The organism is Streptomyces sp. Ag109_O5-1 (assembly GCF_003814875.1).
In the GTDB taxonomy this organism is placed as follows: domain Bacteria; phylum Actinomycetota; class Actinomycetes; order Streptomycetales; family Streptomycetaceae; genus Streptomyces; species Streptomyces sasae.
In genome coordinates, this window is record NZ_RKQF01000001.1 from 1,018,918 (window position 1) to 1,039,993 (window position 21,076).

At 71.8% G+C, this 21,076-nt stretch carries 21 protein-coding genes; 13 read left to right on the forward strand and 8 right to left on the reverse strand.

Annotated elements, in window-relative coordinates; all coding sequences use genetic code 11:
- Window positions 1-28 precede the first annotated feature (28 nt).
- The 3 genes from EDD90_RS04675 to EDD90_RS04685 are packed head-to-tail and all read right to left on the reverse strand — an operon-like array spanning window position 29 to window position 3,281.
- On the reverse strand, window positions 29-1,099 hold the full coding sequence (locus EDD90_RS04675) for a low specificity L-threonine aldolase (RefSeq protein ID WP_123971883.1): 1,071 nt from the start codon (window positions 1,097-1,099) through the stop codon (window positions 29-31).
- Entirely contained in the window at window positions 1,096-1,842 is a 747-nt protein-coding gene (locus EDD90_RS04680) for an SDR family NAD(P)-dependent oxidoreductase (protein WP_123980880.1), read from the reverse strand. Before EDD90_RS04680 ends, EDD90_RS04675 begins: the two co-directional genes overlap by 4 nt.
- Before the next feature lie 41 nt (window positions 1,843-1,883).
- Window positions 1,884-3,281: a DUF6421 family protein gene (locus EDD90_RS04685; RefSeq protein WP_123971884.1), complete on the reverse strand. Its 1,398-nt coding sequence runs from the start codon at window positions 3,279-3,281 to the stop codon at window positions 1,884-1,886.
- A gap of 413 nt (window positions 3,282-3,694) precedes the next feature.
- Here EDD90_RS04685 and EDD90_RS04690 point away from each other — a divergent pair, with 413 nt between their 5' ends.
- Window positions 3,695-4,378, forward strand: coding sequence for a glycerophosphodiester phosphodiesterase family protein (locus EDD90_RS04690; protein WP_123971885.1), 684 nt, complete (start codon window positions 3,695-3,697; stop codon window positions 4,376-4,378).
- A 15-nt stretch (window positions 4,379-4,393) separates the two neighbouring features.
- Here the strand turns inward: EDD90_RS04690 and EDD90_RS04695 are convergent, their stop codons facing one another.
- Complete coding sequence (locus tag EDD90_RS04695) at window positions 4,394-4,933, reverse strand: GNAT family N-acetyltransferase (protein WP_123971886.1); 540 nt, start codon at window positions 4,931-4,933, stop codon at window positions 4,394-4,396.
- Between the two features lie 117 nt (window positions 4,934-5,050).
- Here EDD90_RS04695 and EDD90_RS04700 point away from each other — a divergent pair, with 117 nt between their 5' ends.
- Window positions 5,051-5,443, forward strand: a complete 393-nt coding sequence (locus EDD90_RS04700; RefSeq protein WP_123971887.1) for a VOC family protein — start codon at window positions 5,051-5,053, stop codon at window positions 5,441-5,443.
- Window positions 5,444-5,638: 195 nt separating this feature from the next.
- Here EDD90_RS04700 and EDD90_RS04705 read toward each other — a convergent pair whose 3' ends face one another.
- Window positions 5,639-6,199 carry a MarR family winged helix-turn-helix transcriptional regulator gene (locus tag EDD90_RS04705; protein WP_123971888.1) on the reverse strand — a complete coding sequence of 187 codons (561 nt, stop codon included), beginning with the start codon at window positions 6,197-6,199 and terminating at the stop codon, window positions 5,639-5,641.
- Window positions 6,196-7,854, reverse strand: coding sequence for an FUSC family protein (locus EDD90_RS04710; protein ID WP_123971889.1), 1,659 nt, complete (start codon window positions 7,852-7,854; stop codon window positions 6,196-6,198). The genes EDD90_RS04705 and EDD90_RS04710 overlap by 4 nt, the downstream gene beginning before the upstream one ends.
- Window positions 7,855-8,018: 164 nt before the next feature.
- Between EDD90_RS04710 and EDD90_RS04715 the strand changes: the two genes are divergently transcribed.
- From EDD90_RS04715 to EDD90_RS04745, 8 genes are all read left to right on the forward strand, one after another.
- On the forward strand, window positions 8,019-8,564 hold the full coding sequence (locus EDD90_RS04715) for a DUF5134 domain-containing protein (RefSeq protein ID WP_123971890.1): 546 nt from the start codon (window positions 8,019-8,021) through the stop codon (window positions 8,562-8,564).
- A gap of 95 nt (window positions 8,565-8,659) precedes the next feature.
- The gene (locus EDD90_RS04720) at window positions 8,660-9,595 is read left to right on the forward strand and encodes a M56 family metallopeptidase (RefSeq protein WP_123971891.1); all 936 of its coding nucleotides are present in this window, start codon (window positions 8,660-8,662) and stop codon (window positions 9,593-9,595) included.
- Window positions 9,596-9,652: 57 nt separating this feature from the next.
- Window positions 9,653-10,321 (forward strand): phosphatase PAP2 family protein, encoded by a 669-nt coding sequence (locus EDD90_RS04725; RefSeq protein WP_123971892.1) that lies wholly within the window; start codon window positions 9,653-9,655, stop codon window positions 10,319-10,321.
- Between the two features lie 139 nt (window positions 10,322-10,460).
- Entirely contained in the window at window positions 10,461-10,637 is a 177-nt protein-coding gene (locus EDD90_RS55105; RefSeq protein ID WP_185148933.1) for a hypothetical protein, read from the forward strand.
- A gap of 51 nt (window positions 10,638-10,688) precedes the next feature.
- The gene (locus tag EDD90_RS04730) at window positions 10,689-11,411 is read left to right on the forward strand and encodes an HAD family hydrolase (RefSeq protein ID WP_123971893.1); all 723 of its coding nucleotides are present in this window, start codon (window positions 10,689-10,691) and stop codon (window positions 11,409-11,411) included.
- Between the two features lie 136 nt (window positions 11,412-11,547).
- Window positions 11,548-12,216: a TetR/AcrR family transcriptional regulator gene (locus EDD90_RS04735; RefSeq protein WP_123971894.1), complete on the forward strand. Its 669-nt coding sequence runs from the start codon at window positions 11,548-11,550 to the stop codon at window positions 12,214-12,216.
- Window positions 12,217-12,410: 194 nt separating this feature from the next.
- The gene (locus EDD90_RS04740) at window positions 12,411-13,757 is read left to right on the forward strand and encodes an FAD-dependent oxidoreductase (RefSeq protein ID WP_123971895.1); all 1,347 of its coding nucleotides are present in this window, start codon (window positions 12,411-12,413) and stop codon (window positions 13,755-13,757) included.
- A 140-nt stretch (window positions 13,758-13,897) separates the two neighbouring features.
- Window positions 13,898-15,250 (forward strand): nucleobase:cation symporter-2 family protein, encoded by a 1,353-nt coding sequence (locus EDD90_RS04745; protein WP_123971896.1) that lies wholly within the window; start codon window positions 13,898-13,900, stop codon window positions 15,248-15,250.
- 37 nt (window positions 15,251-15,287) lie between these two features.
- Here the strand turns inward: EDD90_RS04745 and EDD90_RS04750 are convergent, their stop codons facing one another.
- Window positions 15,288-16,610, reverse strand: coding sequence for an SGNH/GDSL hydrolase family protein (locus EDD90_RS04750; RefSeq protein ID WP_123971897.1), 1,323 nt, complete (start codon window positions 16,608-16,610; stop codon window positions 15,288-15,290).
- Between the two features lie 286 nt (window positions 16,611-16,896).
- On the opposite strand from EDD90_RS04750, the gene EDD90_RS04755 reads away from it, so the two are divergent.
- Together EDD90_RS04755 and EDD90_RS04760 are read left to right on the forward strand one after the other, a co-directional pair.
- A complete protein-coding gene (locus EDD90_RS04755; RefSeq protein WP_398923998.1) occupies window positions 16,897-17,718 on the forward strand; it encodes a pectate lyase in 822 nt (273 codons plus the stop codon).
- A gap of 182 nt (window positions 17,719-17,900) precedes the next feature.
- On the forward strand, window positions 17,901-18,440 hold the full coding sequence (locus EDD90_RS04760; RefSeq protein WP_260327635.1) for a hypothetical protein: 540 nt from the start codon (window positions 17,901-17,903) through the stop codon (window positions 18,438-18,440).
- Between the two features lie 54 nt (window positions 18,441-18,494).
- Here EDD90_RS04760 and EDD90_RS04765 read toward each other — a convergent pair whose 3' ends face one another.
- A complete protein-coding gene (locus EDD90_RS04765; protein WP_123971899.1) occupies window positions 18,495-19,241 on the reverse strand; it encodes a PaaX family transcriptional regulator C-terminal domain-containing protein in 747 nt (248 codons plus the stop codon).
- Between the two features lie 71 nt (window positions 19,242-19,312).
- On the opposite strand from EDD90_RS04765, the gene EDD90_RS04770 reads away from it, so the two are divergent.
- Window positions 19,313-20,974, forward strand: coding sequence for an acyl-CoA dehydrogenase family protein (locus EDD90_RS04770; RefSeq protein ID WP_123971900.1), 1,662 nt, complete (start codon window positions 19,313-19,315; stop codon window positions 20,972-20,974).
- The last annotated feature ends 102 nt before the right edge of the window (window positions 20,975-21,076 follow it).

Here is a 21,076-nt window from a genome sequence, read left to right on the forward strand (position 1 = left end):
AGACCGCATATCTATGCATCGAAGGAGGCTAGCGCGCCATCTCCTCCTTGAGCGCCGCCACGAACGCGTCCACGTCCTCCTCGGTCGTGTCGAAGGCGCACATCCAGCGCACGTCCCCGGCGGCCTCGTCCCAGAAGTAGAACCGGAACCGCTTCTGCAGGCGCAGGCTCACGTCGTGCGGGAGCCGGGCGAAGACGCCGTTGGCCTGCACCGGGTACAGGATCTCCACGCCGTGCACGGCACGGACGCCCTCGGCGAGTCGCTGGGCCATCTCGTTGGCGTGCCGGGCGTTGCGCAGCCACAGGTCCTTGGCCAGCAGGGCCTCCAGCTGCACCGAGACGAAGCGCATCTTGGAGGCGAGCTGCATGGACAGCTTGCGCAGGTGCTTCATGTGGCTGACGGCGTCCTGGTTGATCACCACGACCGCCTCGCCGAAGACGGCGCCGTTCTTGGTGCCGCCCAGGGAGAGGATGTCGACGCCGACGGCGTTGGTGAAGGTGCGCATCGGCACGTCCAGGGAGGCCGCCGCGTTGGCTATCCGGGAGCCGTCCAGGTGCACCTTCATGCCGTGCGCATGGGCGTGCTCGCAGATCGCGCGGATCTCGTCCGGCGTGTAGAGGGTGCCGAGCTCGGTGCTCTGGGTGATGGACACCACCTGCGGCATCGCGCGGTGCTCGTCGTCCCAGCCGTACGCCTGCCGGTCGATCAGCTCCGGGGTGAGCTTGCCGTCCGGGGTGGGCACGGTGAGCAGCTTGAGGCCGCCCATGCGTTCGGGGGCACCGCCCTCGTCGACGTTGATGTGCGCGCTCTCGGCGCAGATCACCGCGCCCCAGCGGTCGGTGACCGCCTGGAGCGCGACGACGTTCGCCCCGGTGCCGTTGAAGACCGGGAAGGCCTCCGCGCTCGCCCCGAAGTGGCCGCGGATGATCCGCTGGAGGTTCTCGGTGTACTCGTCCTCGCCGTAGGCCACCTGGTGGCCGCCGTTGGCGAGGGCCAGGGCGGCGAGCACCTCGGGGTGGGCTCCGGCGTAGTTGTCACTGGCGAAACCGCGGACCTGCGGGTCGTGGTGGCGACGCGCGTCGGTCTTCGGGGGGTTCACGGCTTCTCGGTCAGCCACAGACGGTTTCCGTTCACTTCGGTGGCGGGCTTGTGCCAGACGCCCTCGATGGCCTCGGCCAGGTCCTTGACGTCGGTGAAGCCCGCGAACTTCGCGTTGGGCCGCTCGGCGCGCATCGCGTCGTGGACCAACGCCTTGACCACCAGGATGGCAGCGGCGGAGGTCGGGCCCTCGGGGCCCCCGGCCTTGCGGAAGTAGTCGGCCAGGGCGAGCGTCCACGCCTCGGCGGCGGCCTTGCCCGCGGCGTACGCGGCGTTGCCTGCGGTGGGCTTGCTCGCGGCGGAGGCGCTGATCAGGACGTACCGGCCGCGCTCGCTGCGCTGCAGCGCCTCGTGGAAGGCGAGGGAGGTGTGCTGCACGGTCTTGACCAGCAGCAGCTCCAGGAAGTCCCAGTCGTCCAGGCTGGTCTTGGTGAAGGTCTCGCTGCCACGCCAGCCGCCGACGAGGTGCACGAGACCGTCCACGCGGCCGAAGTCCTTCTCGACGTGCGTGGCCCAGTCCCGGGTGGACTGGAGGTCGAGCAGATCGACCGTGTCCCCGGTGACCGTCGCGCCGCCGGAGGCGTAGCGGGCCGCGTCCACCGCCTCCGACAGCCGCTGCGGATCGTTGTCCGCCCCGACGACGGTCGCGCCGGCCTCGGCCAGCCGCAGCAGCGTCGCACGCCCTGCGGGTCCGCCCGCGCCCGCCACTGCGATCACCGCACCGCTGAGAGCCCCGTTGCCCACCATGTCGTTCCCCTCTTGAGCCGTGTTCCGATGCCGGTCGCTCACGCCGCGACCGGCTCGGCGCTGTCCGCAGTGATGCCCTTGGTCTCGGCGATCACGTTCTTCAGTTTCTTGGACAGGGCCTCGTAGAACATGCTCAGCGGAAACTCGTCCGGAAGCACGTCGTCCACGAGCCTGCGCGGCGGCAGGGTCAGGTCGAGGGCGTCGGGACCCTTGGCCCACTTGGAGCCGGGGTGCGGGGCGAGGTAGGTGGCGACCAGCTCGTACCCGGCGAACCAGTGGACGAGCTTCGGGCGGTCGATGCCGTCCTTGTAGAGCTTCTCGATCTCGGCGCACAGCTGGTTGGTGACCTGCGGGGCGCGCTCCCAGTCGATGGCGAGCTTGTTGTCGGTCCAGCGGACCACGTCGTGCTTGTGCAGGTAGGCGAAGAGCAGCTGGCCGCCGAGCCCGTCGTAGTTGCGGACGCGGTCGCCGGTGACCGGGAAGCGGAACATGCGGTCGAAGAGCACCGCGTACTGCACGTCACGGGCCTGCGGGACGCCGTCGGCCGCCAGCTTCACGGCCTCCTTGAAGGCGGTGAGGTCGCAGCGCAGCTCCTCCAGGCCGTACATCCAGAACGGCTGGCGCTGCTTGATCATGAACGGGTCGAACGGCAGGTCGCCGTGGCTGTGGGTGCGGTCGTGGACCATGTCCCACAGCACGAAGGCCTCCTCGCAGCGCTTCTGGTCGTGGACCATCGCGGCGATGTCCTCGGGCAGGTTCAGGCCCAGTATGCCGACGGCCGCGTCGGTGACCCGGCGGAAGCGGGCGGCCTCGCGGTCGCAGAAGATACCGCCCCAGGAGAATCGTTCCGGCGCCTCGCGAACGGCGATGGTCTCCGGGAAGAGGACGGCGGAGTTGGTGTCGTACCCGGCCGTGAAGTCCTCGAACTTGATGCCGCAGAACAGCGGGTTGTCGTAGCGGGTGCGCTCCAGCTCGGCCAGCCACTCCGGCCAGACCATGCGCAGCACGACCGCCTCCAGGTTGCGGTCCGGGTTGCCGTTCTGGGTGTACATCGGGAAGACGACCAGGTGCTGGAGGCCGTCCGCGCGGCTCGCGGCGGGCTGGAAGGCCAGCAGCGAGTCGAGGAAGTCGGGCACCTGGAAGCCGGCGTCGGCCCAGCGCCGCAGGTCGGCGACGAGCGACCGGTGGTAGTCGGCATCGTGCGGGAGCAGTGGGGACAGCGTCTCGACGGCACCGATCGCGGCGTCGACGGCACGCGCGGCGTCGGCGCGTGCGGGGGCGTCCGCGGCGTCGAAGTCGATCGACCCGTCCTTGGACTGCCATGGCCGGATCCGCTCCACGGATTCCTTGAGCACGGGCCATGCCGGGTGCTCGACCACCCTGGTCACGGGAGGAACCTGCTCCTCCGAACCCACCTGCACAAGAATTTCCGTCATGACCCATCCTCCACGGGAGATACTTCCGTAAGGACACCGTATGCATACGAGGTTTCTCCCAGCAAGGGGGCCCTCAGGAAATTATCCTGCGGCATCCCGTCTTCACCGCGCTTTTTCCTGTTCGAAACCGTGAATGCGCTCACATCCACTGCGGCCGGTGACGGGGTGTCAGGTCCCGGGGACCGCACGGATCCGGCCGGTCAATGCACGGCGGGACGCGCCCACCCCCGGGTGACCGCCGACCGGGGCACGGGCCAGCCACCGCGCGCCCGGCACACCAATCCCCCCGTGTACGTACGGGTTCATCACGACGGACGGCCATTAGGCTGCGCCCAGCCGCGTGGACAGCGACGTCCGTCGCACGGTCCGCGCGCGTGCCCCCACCGCCGCCGTCGACGGAAGCGAGTTGAATCTTGAACTTCCTTACCATCGGTCACCGCGGAGTCATGGGCGTCGAGCCCGAGAACACCCTCCGTTCCTTCGTCGCCGCCCAGCAGGCCGGCCTCGACCTGATCGAACTCGATCTGCACCTCAGCAAGGACGGCGCCCTGGTCGTCATGCACGACGCGGAGGTGGACCGCACGACCGACGGCACCGGCCCGATCACCGAGAAGACCCTGGAGGAGCTGCGCACCCTGGACGCGGGCCGCGGTGAGCGGGTGCCGGTGTTCGAGGAAGTCCTGGACGCGGTGAAGACACCTCTCCAGGCCGAGATCAAGGACGTGGCGGCGGCCCGCGCGCTGGCCGAGGTGATGCAGCGCCGGGACCTGGTGTCCCGGGTGGAGGTGTCCTCGTTCCACGACGAGGCCGTCGCCGAGATCGCCCGGCTGGTGCCGGGCGTGCGCACCGCGCTGATCGCCAGCCGGTACGGCCCGGACGTGGTCGAGCGGGCCCAGGAGGCGGGGGCGGCGACCCTCTGCCTCAACATCCGGCGGCTCACCCTGGAGGTCGTCGAGCAGGCCCGCAAGGCCGATCTGCGGGTCATCGCCTGGGTGGTGAACACCCAGGACCAGCTGCGGCTGGTGCGCGCCCTGCAGCTGGACGGCGCGACGACCGACTACCCGGAGATCAAGCGCACCGCCCGCTTCACCGCGTGACCGCACGCGCGAACGTCACACCAGCGGCTTGACCAGCAGCTCGAACTGCAGGTCGGCCCGCTGCGGGATGCCGAAGCGCTCCTCGCCGTACGGGAACGGGGTCATCCTTCCCGTACGGCGGTAGCCGCGCCGCTCGTACCAGGCGATCAGGTCGTCCCGCACCGAGATCACGGTCATGTGCATCTCGGTGGCGCCCCAGTCCTCCCGGGCCCGGCGCTCCGCCTCGGCGATGACGGCCTTGCCGAGGCCGGCGCCCTGCAGGACGGGGCTGACCGCGAACATGCCGAAGTAGGCGTGGGTGCCGCGGTGTTCGAGCTGGCAGCAGGCGACGACCCGGCCGTCCCGCTCGACGGTCAGCAGGGTGCCGTCCGGCGCCTTGATCACTTCGAGGACACCTTCCGGGTCGGTCCGCTGCCCCTCCAGGATGTCCGCCTCGGTGGTCCAGCCGACCCGGCTGGAGTCGCCCCGGTACGCCGACTCGACCAGCGCGACGAGCACGTCCACGTCGGCGTCGGTGGCGTCCCGGAAGGTCAGCGAGGCGGCGGCGTTCTCCATGTGCGGGTTCTCCGATCTCGGGCACTGCATGAGCCGGGGACGAGCCTAACGCCGCGTGGCGCCCTCCCGTTCCGGGTGCCGGGCACACCGGCCCGCCTGGCACTACGCTCCGGTTGCATGGTGCACGTACTGAGCAGCCGGACCCTTCTCCACCCCACCGACCCCGAGCGCTCCCGCGCCTTCTACGGCGAACGGCTCGGCCTCGCCGTCTACCGCGAGTTCGGTACCGGTGCCGAGCGCGGGACGGTCTACTTCCTCGGCGGCGGCTTCCTGGAGGTCTCCGGGCGCTCGGAGACCCCTGCCCCGCCGGCCGTCCAGCTCTGGCTGCAGGTCGCGGACGTCGCGGCGGCGCACGAGGAACTGCTGGCGAAGGGCGTCGAGATCGTGCGGGCGCCGGTGAAGGAGCCGTGGGGGCTGGTCGAGATGTGGATCGCCGATCCGGACGGGACCAGGATCGTCCTGGTGGAGGTGCCGGCCGACCATCCGATCCGGTACCGGCCGGGGATCTAGCGCCGTCGGTTTCCCGGTGGCCGCGGTCAGTGGCGGGTCCGGTGTTCGGAGGAGAGATCCCTCGCGAGGAACGGTGCGTGCCGATGCGGATGCCGGGCGGATCGCGCATCGCCGTACCGGTCGGCCCGCCGGCTGCGGTGTTCGGTGGATCCGGGGCGGACGGCGAGAGCTGAGCGGACCCACCACATGGGGGCCTCAGGCCCGCAGCGCGCCCATCCTGCCCTCCAGCCGGCCCAGCAACTCGGCGAGCAGACCGGCCAGTTCACCCTGGCCCTGCGGGGCCAGGACGGACAACACTGCCGTCTCGTAGGCGAGTTGCTCGGGCAGGATGCCGTCGACGAGGTCCCGACCCGCGTCGGTGAGGCGGAGGTGGGCGACGCGCCGGTCGCGGGCGTCGCCGCGGCGTTCGACCAGGCCCCGCTCGGTGAGCTGTTTGAGGCGCTTGGTGACGGCGGCGCCGGAGGAGAAGGTCTCCTTGGCGAGCTCGCTCGGGGTCAGCTCATGGCCGGTGCGGCGCAACGCGCCCAGCAGGTCGAACTCGGGGCGGCTGAGGCCGGCCCGGCGCAGCGGGGCGTCCTCGGCCTGCTGGAGCAGGGCGGCGCAGCGGTTGATCCGGCCGATGACCTCCATGGGCCCGGTGTCCAGGTCGGGATGGACGGTCCGCCACTGCCGGACGACGGCGGCGACCGTGTCGGCTCTCCCCGCGTCTTCCCCCGTTTCGCCGTCGGCCGCCGGTCGTCCGTTGGTCGCCGTCATGGCCGTACGTCCTCCGTTGTCCTCGCGTGGTCCCAGGTGTGCGGTCCCTGGCGTCGTACCGTCGCGGCGAGCGTACGGTGTCCGGACTGCTCGGCGAGCACGACCCGCTCCTGGGGCAGCGCGCGTTGCCACCACTCGCCGGACGCGGCGTCGGCCGTGGCGCGCAGTTCGGCGAGGGCGGCGGCCAGGGTGCGGCGGGCGGACTCCAGGGCGCGCGGGTCCGGCTGCGGCCCGGCGAGCACTCGGGCCGCCTGTTCGCGGGCCCGTTCGACGGCGGTCAGGGAGTGCTCGATGCGGTCGCCGGCCCGGCGGTTGGTGACGACGACCGCGGTGGCGAAGCCGACGAGTGCGCCGACCAGGGTGTCCACGACCCGCTCGGCGACCAGCTGCCCGGCGTCCTGGGTGCGGGCGAACTCGGTGACGAGCAGGGCCATCGGGGTGACGCAGACGCTGCCGAGCCAGTAGTTGCGGCCGATCAGCGCCTCGGCGCCGAAGTTGAAGGCGAGGCAGCACAACACCAGGGCGGCCGGGTGCAGATGGGCGAGCGGTACCACGGCGGCGAAGACCAGGACGCCGAGGAGGTTGCCGACGACGCGCTGGACGCCCCGACTCCAGGTGAGGGTGACATTGGCCTGGTAGAGGGAGGCGGCGGTGACCAGCGCCCAGTAGGGGCGGCCGACACCGAGGGCGAGGGAGGCGTATCCGGCGAGGGCGCAGCCGAGCGCGGTGCGGGCGGCGAGTGGCGACAGCAGGCCGAGCCGGTGCCACAACGGGCGCTGTGCTGCCGCGAGTTCGGCGTCGATGCCGAGGAGTTCGTCGTCGGCACCGGCCACCCGCGGGACGCGTCCGGTGCCGTGCAGGGCGCGGGCCCAGCCGCGCAGCAGTGCCGGGTCCGCGTCGGCGGGGGCGGCGAGGGCGACCTCGGCGCGGACGACGAGGTGTTCGAGGGCGCGGCGGGTGCGGTCGGTGCGGGCGCCGGTGGCGAGCAGGGACTGCCAGGCGGCCTGTACGGCGGCGGCCGCGGTGGCACGGGTGCGGGCGTGACCGTCCGCGGTACCGCGGGTGTCGACGTGGGCGGCGGTGGCCTTCAGGGCGTGGGCGGTGGCCCGGCGTTCGGGGCCGTGCGGGCGCAGCAGTCCGGGTGCCATGCCGACCAGCCAGGCCCAGGCACCCGCCGCCAGCGCCAGTGCGACGTGACCGGGGACCTGGCCGAAGGTCTGCGGGACGAACAGGGAGGCGGAGCTGATGAAGGCGAGGACCACGTTCCCGGGCGGGCCGACACGGGTGGCGTCGCAGAGCGCCTTCTGCACGGCGGCCATGAGGGCGCCGACGGTGACCAGGACGACCGCGTTCGTGGTGAGCGAGGCGACGGTCAGGGCGAGGGCGAGTCCGGCGACCATGCCGAGGATCACGCCGGCCAGTGTGCGGGCGCGGGCCGGGTAGGGGCGGTTGTGGCCGTAGAGGGCGCACAGCGATCCGGCCATCGTGTACGTCGCCAGGTCGAGGCGGCCGAGGGCCAGCAGGGTCAGATTGGGCGGGGCGACCGCGGCGACCACGCTGAACGCGGGCTTGAACCAGATGTCGGAGGGCCGGCCGAGGCGCAGCAGACCGGCGAGGGGCAGACGTCGGGTGGTCGTGGCGGGTGCGGTGCTCATACCCATCAATTTAGCATGTGTTTTACTCGTAAAACATTCCCGAACAGCCCTGCTCACAGGCTGTGCTCCGCCGAGTGCTCCCCGTGTACATCCTTGCGCTCGCGTGCGCGCCGTACGGCCGGGGCATCGCATCCATCGATGCGACGTCGAGCGGGGAGGTGCGCGTGCACGGACCGGCTTCGCCCGGCTGGCTGCTGGTCGCGCTGTGCGCGGCGACCGGGGCCTACTGCCTGCTGCGGATGCGCAGCAACGTCGAGGAACAGCGGCGCGCCGCGGGCGGCGAGGCGCTGATGGGGTTCGGCATGGCCGCGATGGCCGTGCCCGCGACCGTTTTCACACCGCCGGTCTGGGCATGGCCGATCTACGCGGCGGTGTTCGGCGGGGCCGCGCTGCGCGCGCTGTGGAGCGCCCGCAGCAGCCCGCACCATCTGCACCATCTGGTGGGGGCGGCGGCGATGGTCTACATGGCGGTGGTGATGGCCGCCTCGCCCGGTGCCCACCACCACGGCGGCGCCGGAGTGCCGCTGGTGACCGGCCCGTTGGTCCTCTACTTCGCCGGCTATGTCCTCGTGTCCGGCGCGCGGCTGGTTCCGGCCGCGGTGACGGCCGCGGGGACCGGCGCGGTCCGGTGGGGCGACCGGCCCGAACTGGCGCGGGCGTGCAGGCTGTCGATGGGCATCGGCATGGTGACGATGCTGCTGGCGCTGTGACGAAGTGACGTCACTCGCGGCGCAAACGTTGCCTGCGTCACTTTGGCGCAATGGGCTGTACCCCCGGGCGGTCCGCCGCTCATAGGGTGCTGGCCATGATGGTCCCTGTGGCACTGTTGCTGCTCGGCGCCTTGACCGCACTGGTCGGCCCCCGGTTCCTCGCCCGAGCCGACTGGACGGACCGGGAGCCGGTGGTCACCCTGTGGGCATGGCAGTGCGTGGTGGCGACCGTGCTGCTGTGCTGCGCGCTGTCGATGACACTGAGCGCGGCGGCGGCCTGGCAGGCGGTGCGAGGGCATGTGTTCGCAACCGCTCCGAGCGGGGTGATGGACGCCTACGGGCTCGGTACGCCCGGCCCGTGGGCGGCGACGACCGCAGTGGTCCTCGCCGGCGCCGGGCTGTGGAGCGGGGCGATGCTGGTGCGCGAGATCCTGCGCGCCAGGTCCGGACGGCGGCAGCGCAGGGCCGAACTCCTGGTCCGTGCACCGCTGTTGCCCGGCGAGGAACCGGCGAACGGCCGTCTCGTCGTCCTCGAGGGCGAGCGCGCCGATGCCTGGTGGCTGTCCGGATCGGCTCCTCGACTCGTCGTGACCACGGCCGCGTTGCGCCGTCTGAAGGGGCGTCAGCTGGACGCGGTGCTCGCCCATGAGCAGGGGCACGCGCAGGCTCGGCACGACTGGCTGCTGCACTGTTCGGCCGCACTGGCCGGCGGGTTCCCGCAGATCCCGGTGTTCGCCGCGTTCCGCGACGAGATGCACCGGCTGGTCGAACTGGCCGCGGACGACATGGCCTCCCGGCGCCACGGCCGCCTCACCACCGCACTCGCCCTGGTCGAACTCAACGAGGACCGGGGCGTGTTCGGCCCCGGCCCGACCCCGCACGCCCATGTCCCGCAACGCGTCGACCGGTTGCTCACCGCCCCGGACCGCCTGCCCGCACGGCACCGGCTGCGCCTGACCGCGACCGCCGCCCTGGTCCCGGTGATCCCGGTGCTGGTGGCACTCGTACCCGGCCTGCGCGCACTCGGGTAAAGCCTCACCGGCCATGAGGAATTGCCCTCCGAGCAATGATTCGGCAAAGATCACGTCATGCGCCCCCCGCCCAGCGACCGCCCCGCCCCGCTTCTCGCGACCGCCGTCCTCGCCCTGTCCTCGGCGCTGCTGCTCGCTCTCGTCGCCGGCGAGTGGCCTCCCCTGGTGGCGCTGGACGAGGGCATCGCCGGCACCACCCATCGCTGGGCCGTGGCGGACCACCACACCACCCATGTCCTGCGCATCCTGACGGACCGGGTCTGGGACCCGCTGACCATGCGGCTGCTGTGCGCGGCGGTCGCGGTGTGGCTGGTGTGGCGGCACTCGGCGTGGTGGACCGCCCTGTGGCTGGCCCTGACCTGTGCGCTGGGCACGGCCGCCCAGCAGTCCCTCAAGGTGGCCGTGGACCGCCCCCGCCCGGTCTGGTCCGACCCGGTCGACTCGGCCGCGTACGCCGCCTTCCCCTCCGGGCACGCCATGACGGCGACCGTGGTCTGCGGCCTGCTGCTGTGGCTCCTGCACCGCTGCGGGACCGGGCGCGCACTGTGGCGTACGGCCCTGATCGCCGCCGCGGTGTCGGTCATAGGAGTCGGCCTGACCCGGATCTGGCTCGGCGTCCACTGGCCCTCGGACGTACTCGGCGGCTGGCTGCTCGGGGCCCTGGTGGTGGCGCTGGCGGTGCTGGTGTACGAGTGGGAGCCGGGCCGCCGGGGACACCCCCACTAGTGGACGATCTCGTTCAGGGCCGGAAAGCCGTCACCGCTGCCCACGATCACGGGGCGGTCGCGGGAGACTCCCGCCGGACCGCCGAAGGAGGGGGTGCTTTGTCCAGCATTTCCAGACGGTCCCTGCTCGGATACTCGGGATGAACGGCAGTGACGCCTTCGTGGCGGTCAAGTTCATGGTCCATACCGAAGGCGGGCCCTCGGCGAGCCGGATCGAGCCCCTGGACGTCGCCCAACTGCTCAACGACTTCGCCGCCTCCCGCGGCTGGTCGGCGATCACGTTCTACGGCACTCCGGGCCCCGCCCCGCTGAACTGACCCACCACGACGGCGGCCATGCGCCGGACGGCCCCGGGTAAAGTCCGGCGCATGGCTGCCGTGCTCTTCGACTTCTCCGGGACTCTCTTCCGTATCGAGTCCACCGATTCCTGGCTGCGGGCGGTGCTCGCCGAGGCCGGGGTACGGCTGTCCGAGGTGGAGTCGGCGGCGGCCGCGCGGGCGCTGGAGGTGGCCGGGGCGCAGCCCGGCGGGGCGAACCCCGTCGAGGTGCCCGAGGAACTCGCCGGGGTGTGGGCGGTGCGGGACGAGAGCGCGGAACTGCACCGGGCCGCGTACACCGGGCTGTCCCGGCGGGTGCCGCTGCCGGACCCCGCGCTGCACGACGCGCTGTACGAGCGGCACATGACCCCGCGGGCCTGGACGCCGTACCCGGACGCCGCCGAGGTGCTGCGCACGCTGCGCGCGCACGGCATCGGGGTCGGCGTGGTCAGCAACATCGGCTGGGATCTGCGCCCGGTCTTCCGCGAGCACGGGCTCGACGCCTATGTGGACGCGTACGTCCTGTCGTACGAACACGGTGTCCAGAAGCCGGACCCGCGGCTCTTCACGGTCGCCCTGGAGGCGCTCGGGGCGGAGCCGGCCGAGACGGTGATGGTCGGGGACAGCAAACCCGCCGACGGCGGGGCGGCGGCGCTCGGCTGCCGGGTCCACTTCGTCGGCCATCTGCCGGTGACCGAGCGGCCGGACGCGCTGCTGCCGGTGCTGGACCTGGTGGGCGTGGCCCGCCGACCGGCCACGCCCACGCAGGTCTGATCTGCCGCGCCGTCCGCCCGAGACGCTCCCCCGTGTCGCCCCGGACGGACGGCAGCCCTGAACAGGCCCCGCGCAGGGCGGTGCCCGCTGCGTCGATTATAGTTGGCTGGCAGCCAGTCAACGCAGGAGTTCCAGCATGTCCCCGCGCAGCGCATCGGTCAATGAAGAGTTGCGCAGGCGTTCCCGGGAACGGCTTCTCCAGGCCGCGGTCGAGCTGGTCGACGAGCACGGCTTCGAGGCCACCACGCTGGGCGCCATCGCCGACCGGGCTGGTTCGGCGCGCGGACTCGTGTCGTACTACTTCCCGGGCAAGCGTCAGCTGGTCCAGTCCGCCGTGCACCGGCTGATGTGGAGCACGCTGCAGGAGGCACTGGAGCAGGAGCCGCGCACCGAGGACGGCCGGGAGCGGCTGGCCCGGGCCATCGACTCCATCCTGGGGCTCGCCCAGGAGCGGCCGGTGCTGATGCGCCAGCACATGGCCGGGCTGCTCCAGGCGGAGGGCTTCGTGCAGTGCCCGGAGCAGCGCCGGCTCGCCGAGCTGCTGGGCGACACCGTCGCCCGGTACGGCTCGCACGAGGTCACGGCCGACTACCCGATGCTGCGCGCCCTGCTGATGGGGGCGGTGTACGCGGCGCTGGTGCCGGGTGTGCCGATGCCGGTCCCGGTGCTGCGGGCGGAGTTGTTCGAGCGTTACGGGCTCGACTGGCAGCTGGGCGTGCCGCCGGAGTCCGCGCCCGTGGCCGAGCGCAAGGACCTGTCCCGCTTCTTCGCCACCGAGGACCGCACCGAGTCCGAACGGCCTTAGCCTGCAGCGTGCTTGACGTGGCGGCGGCTGTGCCCGGTCGCACAAGAGGCCACTCACAGCTCATACGTATGGTGATCGAACGATCACCATACGTATGAGCGGACACATGTCCGCGTCACCCCTGCGGCCCCTGTCGACGCGGCCGGGCCGGTGGGATGCTGGAGCCACCAGCCCCTCGGGCAAGGAGTCCCCCCGTGTTGCGTGTCGCCGTCGTCGGCTCCGGGCCGAGCGGGTGCTACACCGCCCAGAACCTGGTCCAGCTCGACCCCACGGTTTCCGTGGACGTCCTGGACCGGTTGCCGTGCCCGTACGGACTGGTGCGGTACGGAGTCGCCCCGGACCACGAGAAGATCAAATCGCTGCAGGGGAATCTGCGCACGGTCCTGGAGCACGAGCGGGTGCGGTTCCTCGGCGGGGTCAGGGTCGGCAGCGGTCCGGGCGAACTCCCGGTGGAGCGGCTGCGGCAGCTGTACCACGCGGTGGTGTACTGCTTCGGCGCCGCGAGCGACCGGCGTCTCGGCATCCCGGGCGAGGAGCTGCCGGGCTGCTGGTCGGCGACCGATTTCGTGGCCTGGTACAGCGCGCATCCGGACGCCGTCGACGCCGGGTTCGTGCGCGACGCCCGCTCGGCCGTGGTCATCGGCGTCGGCAACGTGGCGGTGGACGTGGCCCGGATGCTGGCCCGGGGCGCGGCGGAGCTGAGCCCGACCGACATGCCGCAGGCGGCCCTGACCGCGCTCGCCGCGAGCGGGATAAGAGATGTGCACGTGGTGGGCCGGCGCGGCCCCTCCCAGGCCCGTTTCACCACCAAGGAGCTGCGCGAGCTGGGCGGCCTGCCGGACACCGAAGTCCTGGTGGATCCGGACGAGTTGGCGCTCGACCCGGGCTATGCCGACCCGTCCGCGCTGCCCGCCGTCCAGCGCCGCAACGTCGAGGTGCTGCGCGGCTGGGGCGGCGCCGGCGGCCGGGGCGCCGGCCGCAGCATCTGGTTGCGCTTCTTCCTGCGCCCGGTCGAACTCCTCGACGACGGCGGGCGGGTGGGCGCGGTGCTCTTCGAGCGGACGGAGCCGGACGGGCGGGGCGGGGTGCGCGGCACCGGGCGGTACGAGACCGTCGAGGCGCAGTTGGTGCTGCGTTCGGTGGGCTATCGCGGAGTTCCGCTGGACGGGCTCCCGTTCGACGAGGAGACCGGCACCGTGCCGCACGCGGCGGGCCGGATCGTGGAGGGATGCTTCAGCGCGCCCGGCGAGTACGTGGCCGGCTGGATCAAGCGCGGCCCGACCGGCGTCATCGGCTCCAACCGGCCCGACGCCAAGGAGACGGTGCTCTCCCTCCTGGAGGACGCGCCCGTACTGCTGCGCAGGCAGGTGCCGGAGGATCCGGTCGCCGAACTGCGTGCGGCGGGCATCGAGCCGGTGCAGTGGACGGGGTGGCAGGCGATCGAGCGGGCCGAGGCCGCACTGGGCGCCCGGCTCGGCCGGAGCGTGGTCAAGCTGGCCGACTGGGACTCCCTGCTGGAGGCGGCGCAGACGGTGTCGTAGCGGAGCGGACCGGGCCGTAGCGGAGTCGTCCGCCACCGGATGGGCATGACACCTGTCGGCAACACCGTGGAAATCAACAAACTGTTCAAGCCGCTTACGGTCTCGTGCTGTCCGGATGTCGTCCCCGCTCTGGAGTCCCCATGGCCACGACCACCGCCCCCGTCCATCCCGTCGACGAGGTCCCACCCGTACGGCAGTTGGCCGCCTTCGGTCTGCAGCACGTGCTCGCGATGTACGCGGGTGCCGTCGCCGTCCCGCTGATCGTGGGCGGCGCGATGAAGCTGTCGCCGGCCGACCTGGCGTATCTGATCACCGCCGACCTGCTGGTGTGCGGCATCGCGACGCTGATCCAGTGCGTCGGCTTCTGGCGCTTCGGCGTCCGGCTGCCGATCATGCAGGGCTGTACGTTCGCGGCGGTGTCGCCGATGGTCCTCATCGGTACGACGGGCGGCGGACTGCCCGCGATCTACGGCTCGGTGATCGTCGCGGGCCTGGCGATCATGCTGCTCGCACCCGTCTTCGGCAGACTGCTGCGCTTCTTCCCGCCCCTGGTCACCGGCACGGTGATCCTGATCATCGGGGTCTCGCTGCTGCCGGTCGCGGGCAACTGGGCAGCGGGCGGCGTCGGTTCGAAGGACTTCGGGGAGCCGAAGAACCTGGCGCTGGCCGCCTTCGTGCTGGCGGTGGTGATCGGCGTGCAGCGGTTCGCGCCCGCCTACCTCGCCCGGATCGCGGTCCTGATCGGTATCGCGGTGGGCCTCGCGGTCGCGGTGCCCTTCGGGTTCACCGACTTCAGCGGGGTCGGGGATGCCGACTGGCTGGGCGTCAGCACGCCGTTCCACTTCGGGACGCCGACGTTCAGGGCGTCGGCGATCGTGTCCATGCTGGTGGTGGCGCTGGTGACGATGACCGAGACGACGGGTGACCTGATCGCGGTCGGCGAGATGACCGGCCGGAAGGTCGAGCCGCGTTCCCTCTCCGACGGTCTGCGCGCCGACGGCCTCTCGACCGTCCTGGGAGGCGTCTTCAACACCTTCCCGTACACGGCGTACGCGCAGAACGTGGGCCTGGTCGGCATGACCCGGGTGCGCAGCCGCTGGGTGGTCGCGACGGCCGGCGGCATCCTGGTGCTCCTGGGCCTGCTGCCCAAGCTGGGCGCGGTGGTCGCGGCGGTCCCGGCTCCGGTGCTGGGCGGCGCGGGCCTGGTGATGTTCGGAACGGTCGCGGCGAGCGGCCTGCGCACGCTCGCGACCGTCGACTTCAAGGGCAACAACAACCTGACGGTGGTGGCCGTCTCGGTGGCGGTCGGTGTGCTGCCGGTGGGCGTGCCGACGGTCTACGCGAAGTTCCCGGACTGGTTCCAGACGGTGATGAACAGCGGGATCAGCGCGGGCTGTCTGACGGCCGTCGTGCTCAACCTGCTCTTCAACCACTTCCCCGCGAAGGCGGGTCCAGCCCCGGAGAGCGTGCCGACCGGGGCCGAGCCCGCCTAGCCCGCTTCTCCCGCTTCTCCCGCTTCGTTCACTTCGCTCACTTCTCTCCGAACAGGTCCGTCGGCACCGCCGCCGCCAGCGCCCCGTACCCGGTCGGGTTGAGGTGCAGCCAGTCCCCCACCTGGAGACCGGCCTGCAGCCTGCTCGGCTCGGCCGGATCCCGTACCACCCGGTCGAAGTCGATCACCGCGTCGAAGTGGCCGGGCCCGCGGATCCAGGCGTTGACCCGCTGCCGGGCCGCCTCCCGCACGCCCGCGCCGTCGGCGTAGGCGTTGCCGCCGAAGGGCAGCAGGGTGGCGCCGTAGACGCGGATGCCCTGGGCGTGGGCGCGGACGACGATCTGCTGGTAGGCGGCGATCAGGTCGTCGGCGACGGCGCGCTGGGCGTCCGGGGTGGCGGCGGCGGTGCCGATGTCGTTGACGCCCTCGAAGACGATCAGCCAGGAGACTCCGCTCCGGGAGAGGACGTCCCGGTCGAGGCGGGCCAGGACGTTCGGGCCGAGACCGTCGTTGAGGACCCGGTTGCCGCCGGCCGCCTGGTTGAGGACCGCGATGCCGGAGGTGGCCCGGCGGGACTGCAGACGGTCGAAGAACTGGTCGGGCCAGCGGTCGTTGCCGTTGGTCGTGGAACCCCGGCCGTCGGTGAGGGAGTCGCCGAGCACGGCCACGGCCCGGGTCTCGGCCGGGGCGAACACCTCGACGTCGCTCAGCAGGTACCAGTGGTCGACATGGGTGGCACCCGCGAGGTCCGGGTCCTCGGTGTGGTCGCCGTTGACGAGGTACGACGTGGTGCGCGAGCCCGGGTGCGAGGTGAGCGCCAGATCTGGCTGGCCCTGGGCGGTGTACGCCGTGACGGTGAGGTTGGAGCCGGGGGCCAGCTCGAAGTCCACGGGATCGGACACGACCTGGGCGCCGACGGGGACGAGGGTCGCGGCCCGCCCCGAGAAGGTCACCCGGTGCAGGCTGCCGGGGACGATCGCGCCGGCGCCCGCCCGTCCGCCCTCCGGTTGCGCCACGGTCACCGAGGTGAGCGGGAGCGGGGCGTCGCCGTAGGCGTTGGAGAAGCGCAGCCTCAGACGATGACCGCCGGTGGTCACCCGGACGGTCTGGCGCAGCGTGGTGTCGGCGAGGACCGACTTCTCCCCCGTGAAGGGTGCGGGCGGCAGATTGCCGACCTCGGTGAGCTGGGGCATTCCGGTCCAGGTGTTCACCCAGTGACGGCCCTGGGCGGTGTGTGCGGTGCCCTGCCCCGGACCGCGGACCAGCGCGGTGAGGGCCGTCGCGGTCACCACCAGGGTGAGAACGAGGACACAGGTGCCGAGGAGCGTGGCGAGCTGCGTTCGGCTGGGCTGCGGCTTCACGGGGCCTCCTGACAAAGGGCGGCGGCGGAGTCGTGGTCAGGCGCCGGCCGGTTCATCGTGGCATGGACATGGCTTGCATGGAAGCGCTCCCACGGCACTTCGAGAGCCCCATGGAGCCTCGCCCGGCGACCGGAACGGATCCTGTGCGGGGCATTGACTAGAAAGCGCTTTCACCCTACGTTCCGTTCAGCACCGTGACCGAGGGACTCGAAGGCGGGCCCATTCGGGCAGATGCTCGCACCAGGCGTTCACATAGCCGCATCTTGTTCACGGATTCGACCAACCGATGGACGCCGGAACGACCCCCCACTCGAAAGAAGGCATACGGGACATGACTTCACGAGCACTGATGGGCGGACTGGCCGCCCTGGGGCTTTCAATTGGCATGATCATGACCAACGGGGCTCCGGCGGACGCGGCCACCTGGCCGACCGCCAGCGGCAGCCAGGCCGTCACCGCGACCATCAAACTGTCGGGCACCAAGGACTACGGGATGTTGCGCCTGTACGGCAGCGGTGACCTGGGCACCAGCGGCCAGAGCGAGGACCAGGACCCGATCCTCGACCTGGCGGCCGGCACGGTCCTGAAGAACGTCATCATCGGCGCCCCCGCCGCGGACGGCATCCACTGCGAGGGCAGCTGCACCCTGCAGAACGTGTGGTGGGAGGACGTCGGCGAGGACGCGGCGACGTTCAAGGGCTCCTCGTCGTCCAACGTGTACACCGTCTCCGGCGGCGGCGCGAAGGAGGCCAGCGACAAGGTCTTCCAGTTCAACGGCGCCGGCACGCTCAATGTGTCCGGCTTCGCGGTGCAGACCTTCGGCAAGCTGGTCCGCTCGTGCGGCAACTGCAAGACGCAGTACAAGCGCACGATCAACCTCAACACCGTCGAGGCGACCTACAAGGGCAGCGCACTGGTCGGCATCAACACCAACTACGGCGACAGCGCGACGCTGAAGAACATCACGATCGTCGGGGACAGCAGCAAGAAGCTCGTGCCGTGCCAGAAGTACATCGGCAACAACACGGGGGCGGAGCCCACGACGAACGGCTCCGGCGCGGACGGGACCTACTGCAAGTACTCCAGCTCGGACATCACCTACAAGTGAGCCGGGACCGGCGGGGCCGTCACCTCCACGGGGTGGCGGCCCGGCATCGGCCCGCGTTCCGGCCGGCCCACTACGAGGCGGCAACGAGCCCACAACGGGTGGGCGGCGAAGCCGCCGCCCCGCGCCCTTCGTCCCTAGCATCCGGGGCAGGGGCCCACGCGCGCCCCGGACGGGGGCTGGGCATGCGGTCGATCACTTCACTCACTTCGCGGCCGTCGTTCCGGCGCCTCGCCGGCGCCGCCGCGGTCGTTACGGCCCTGGGCACGGCCTCGGGGTGCACGGTTCCGATCGACGCCGTCGCCGGCATCTCCGTGACCACCGACGGCCATCTGCTCGGCGTCATGATGGTCTGCGGACATCGGATCGACGGCGCGACCCTGTACGTCGACAGCGATGACATGGACAAGGAGGTGACGGTCGGTTCATGGACCGCCGACCGCTCCCTCAAGACCGGTGTCACGACCTGGACTCTCGACACTCCCGCGGCCGGCTGGACCGCGACCAGACCCCTCGCTCCGCTCAAGGCCGGGACCACGTACAGCCTGTACGGCTGGACCAAGGACAACTCCTGGTCGTCGGGCGACGTCACCTTCACTCCGCGCGACCGGAACCGGCTCGCCCCGGGAAAGGTCCGCTACGACACGTTCTCCGAAAACGGTGACGAGCACGAAGTCACCGTCCCCATGGCGGAGTTCAAGGCCAAGGCCTGCAAGGACGTGTGACACCGCGAAGGCTCCGGTGAAAGGCTGGCGCTCCCGTTCCCGGAAGACAGGCGCTCACCCTTCGCCGGCTCCACCCAGTTGCGCCCGGTAACCCGCGTACGCGGCGCGCAGTTCGTCGCCCGGCCAGTCAGGCGGCAGGAGTTCCGGCGGCAGGACGGGGTCGGCCAGCAGATGGCGTACGGCCGCCGCGAAGACGGTGAGACGGTCGGCCGCGAGGCGGGATTCGGCCGCCCGGGTCAGCAGGGCGCGGGCGGTGGCGGACCAGGCGGTCAACGGCCAGAGGGCGGCGGCCAGTTCGGGTGCGGGGCGGTCCGGGCGGGCCGTGTAGGACTGGGCGAGGTCCGTCAGGCCGGCGGGGAGCGGGCGGGTCAGGTTCGCCGGGCGGAGCCAGACGCCCTCGCGGAGTTCGGCGAGGCGGAGGGCGGTCAGGCGGGTGCGCAGGTCGGCCCGTTCGGCGGGGCCGCGGCCCGTCGCCGTGATGACCAGCATCTCCCAGTCGCCGTGCCACGCGCGGGTGCACGGTCGTACCGCCTCGTCCTGGCGGCGCTGGCGGGCCAGCAGCCGGTCACTGAGGCCGTAGACGGCGTCGTCGGTGCGGCGGAGGTCGCCGGACGCCGTCATACGGCTGAGCGCGGCCCGGAGCGTGGAGCCGCCGACCCCGAAGGGCTCGACGAGCCGGATCAGGTCCTTCACCGGAAGCTCCGGCGGATGCGTGCCCAGCAGCAGGCTCAGCACGACCGACCGGGCGGACAGTGGCCGCAGGTCGACGTCGGCGGGCTCGGCGGACACGTTCATGCGCATGGTCACGTACTGTACGTGCGGGTCGGTATTGCAATATTGCTGCGGCCGTACGAAGAGTGCAACATGGGAGCATGGACTCCACCGTCGCGCTTCCGCAGCCGCAGTACGCCACCCACGAGGTCACCAATCAGGCGCCGCCGCTCGCCCCCTACGACGCCTCCGACGACCCGGCCCTGCTCGAAGGGCTGCGCCGGGAGGGGGCCGAGTGGGCCGAGGAGGGCATCCGGCGGCTCGGGGCGCGGGCCGGGAGCGCGGAGGCGCAGGAGTGGGGCGAGCTGGCCAACCGGCACGAGCCCGAGCTGCGGACGCACGACCGGTACGGCAACCGGGTCGACGAGGTCGACTTCCACCCCAGCTGGCACCACCTGATGCGGGTGGCGGTCGCCGAGGGACTGGCGGGGGCGCCCTGGACGGACGACAGGCCCGGTGCCCATGTCGCGCGGACGGCGGGCGGGCTGGTGTGGGGACACACCGAATCCGGCCATGGCTGCCCCACGTCGATGACATACGCGGCCGTCCCCGCGCTGCGCGCCCAGCCGGAGCTCGCCAAGGTGTACGAACCACTGCTGACCAGCAGGGTCTACGAGCCCGGGTTGCGAGTTCCGGCCGAGAAGCCCGGGCTGCTCGCCGGGATGGGCATGACCGAGAAGCAGGGCGGTTCGGACGTGCGGACGAACACGACGGCCGCCACGCCCACCGCCGAGCCCGGCGTCTACACCCTGCGCGGGCACAAGTGGTTCACCTCGGCGCCGATGTGCGACGTCTTCCTGGTGCTCGCGCAGGCTCCGGGCGGACTGTCGTGCTTCCTCGTCCCGCGTGTGCTGCCGGACGGCAGCCGTAATGCGTTCCGCATCCAGCGGCTGAAGGACAAGCTCGGCAACCGGTCGAACGCGTCCTCCGAGCCCGAGTTCGACGGGACCGTGGCCTGGCTGGTCGGCCCGGAGGGGCGGGGTGTGAAGACCATCATCGAGATGGTCAACTGCACCCGGCTGGACTGTGTGATGAACTCGGCGACCCTGATGCGCAAGACGCTGGTCGAGGCCGGTCATCATGTGCGCCATCGCAGCGCGTTCGGCGCCCGGCTGGTCGACCAGCCGCTGATGCGCAACGTCCTGGCCGATCTCGCGCTGGAGTCGGAGGCCGCGACCACGCTCACACTGCGGCTGGCCGGGGCGGCCGACCGCGCGGTGCGCGGGGACGAGCAGGAGCGGGCCTTCAGGCGGATCGCGACCGCGGTGGGCAAGTACTGGGTCACCAAGCGCGGGCCCGCCTTCACCGCGGAGGCCCTGGAGTGCCTGGGCGGCAACGGGTACGTCGAGGACTCCGGTATGCCCCGCCACTACCGTGAGGCGCCACTGCTGTCGATCTGGGAGGGCTCGGGGAACGTCAACGCGCTCGATGTGCTGCGTGCGCTCGCCCGGGAACCCGGCGCCGCCGACGCCCTGTTCGGCGAACTCGCGCTCGCGCGCGGGGCGCACGCCCGGCTGGACGCCACCGTGACCGGGCTCAGGAGCGAGCTGGCCGAGGCCGACCAGGTGAGCGCCCGGCGGCTGGTCGAGCGGATGGCGCTGGCGCTTCAGGCCTCGCTGCTGGTCCGGTACGCCCCGGCCGCCGTCGCCGACGCCTTCTGCGCGACCCGGCTCGGCGGCGACTGGGGGCACGCGTTCGGCACGCTGCCCGCCGGCACCGGGCTCGACGCGATCCTGGAGCGGGCGCTGCCTGGCGGGAATTGATCCCTCCCGGGGCCGCGCCTGCCGGTGACCGCCGGCGGATCGCACACGGTCGCCGTCCGATTCCGCATTGTTGTCAGTGCCATGGTGAAGACTCCGGAACAG

Bases quoted from the DNA above. Each gene is read 5' to 3' on its own strand.
- EDD90_RS04770 (WP_123971900.1), top strand. From the start codon at position 19,313: ATGGACTCCACCGTCGCGCTTCCGCAGCCGCAGTACGCCACCCACGAG.
- EDD90_RS04685 (WP_123971884.1), bottom strand. From the start codon at position 3,281: ATGACGGAAATTCTTGTGCAGGTGGGTTCGGAGGAGCAGGTTCCTCCC.
- EDD90_RS04755 (WP_398923998.1), top strand. From the start codon at position 16,897: ATGGACGCCGGAACGACCCCCCACTCGAAAGAAGGCATACGGGACATG.
- EDD90_RS04730 (WP_123971893.1), top strand. From the start codon at position 10,689: ATGGCTGCCGTGCTCTTCGACTTCTCCGGGACTCTCTTCCGTATCGAG.
- EDD90_RS55105 (WP_185148933.1), top strand. From the start codon at position 10,461: ATGAACGGCAGTGACGCCTTCGTGGCGGTCAAGTTCATGGTCCATACC.
- EDD90_RS04705 (WP_123971888.1), bottom strand. From the start codon at position 6,199: ATGACGGCGACCAACGGACGACCGGCGGCCGACGGCGAAACGGGGGAA.
- EDD90_RS04760 (WP_260327635.1), top strand. From the start codon at position 17,901: ATGCGGTCGATCACTTCACTCACTTCGCGGCCGTCGTTCCGGCGCCTC.
- EDD90_RS04735 (WP_123971894.1), top strand. From the start codon at position 11,548: ATGTCCCCGCGCAGCGCATCGGTCAATGAAGAGTTGCGCAGGCGTTCC.
- EDD90_RS04745 (WP_123971896.1), top strand. From the start codon at position 13,898: ATGGCCACGACCACCGCCCCCGTCCATCCCGTCGACGAGGTCCCACCC.
- EDD90_RS04695 (WP_123971886.1), bottom strand. From the start codon at position 4,933: ATGGAGAACGCCGCCGCCTCGCTGACCTTCCGGGACGCCACCGACGCC.
- EDD90_RS04720 (WP_123971891.1), top strand. From the start codon at position 8,660: ATGATGGTCCCTGTGGCACTGTTGCTGCTCGGCGCCTTGACCGCACTG.
- EDD90_RS04765 (WP_123971899.1), bottom strand. From the start codon at position 19,241: ATGCGCATGAACGTGTCCGCCGAGCCCGCCGACGTCGACCTGCGGCCA.
- EDD90_RS04700 (WP_123971887.1), top strand. From the start codon at position 5,051: ATGGTGCACGTACTGAGCAGCCGGACCCTTCTCCACCCCACCGACCCC.
- EDD90_RS04725 (WP_123971892.1), top strand. From the start codon at position 9,653: ATGCGCCCCCCGCCCAGCGACCGCCCCGCCCCGCTTCTCGCGACCGCC.
- EDD90_RS04710 (WP_123971889.1), bottom strand. From the start codon at position 7,854: ATGAGCACCGCACCCGCCACGACCACCCGACGTCTGCCCCTCGCCGGT.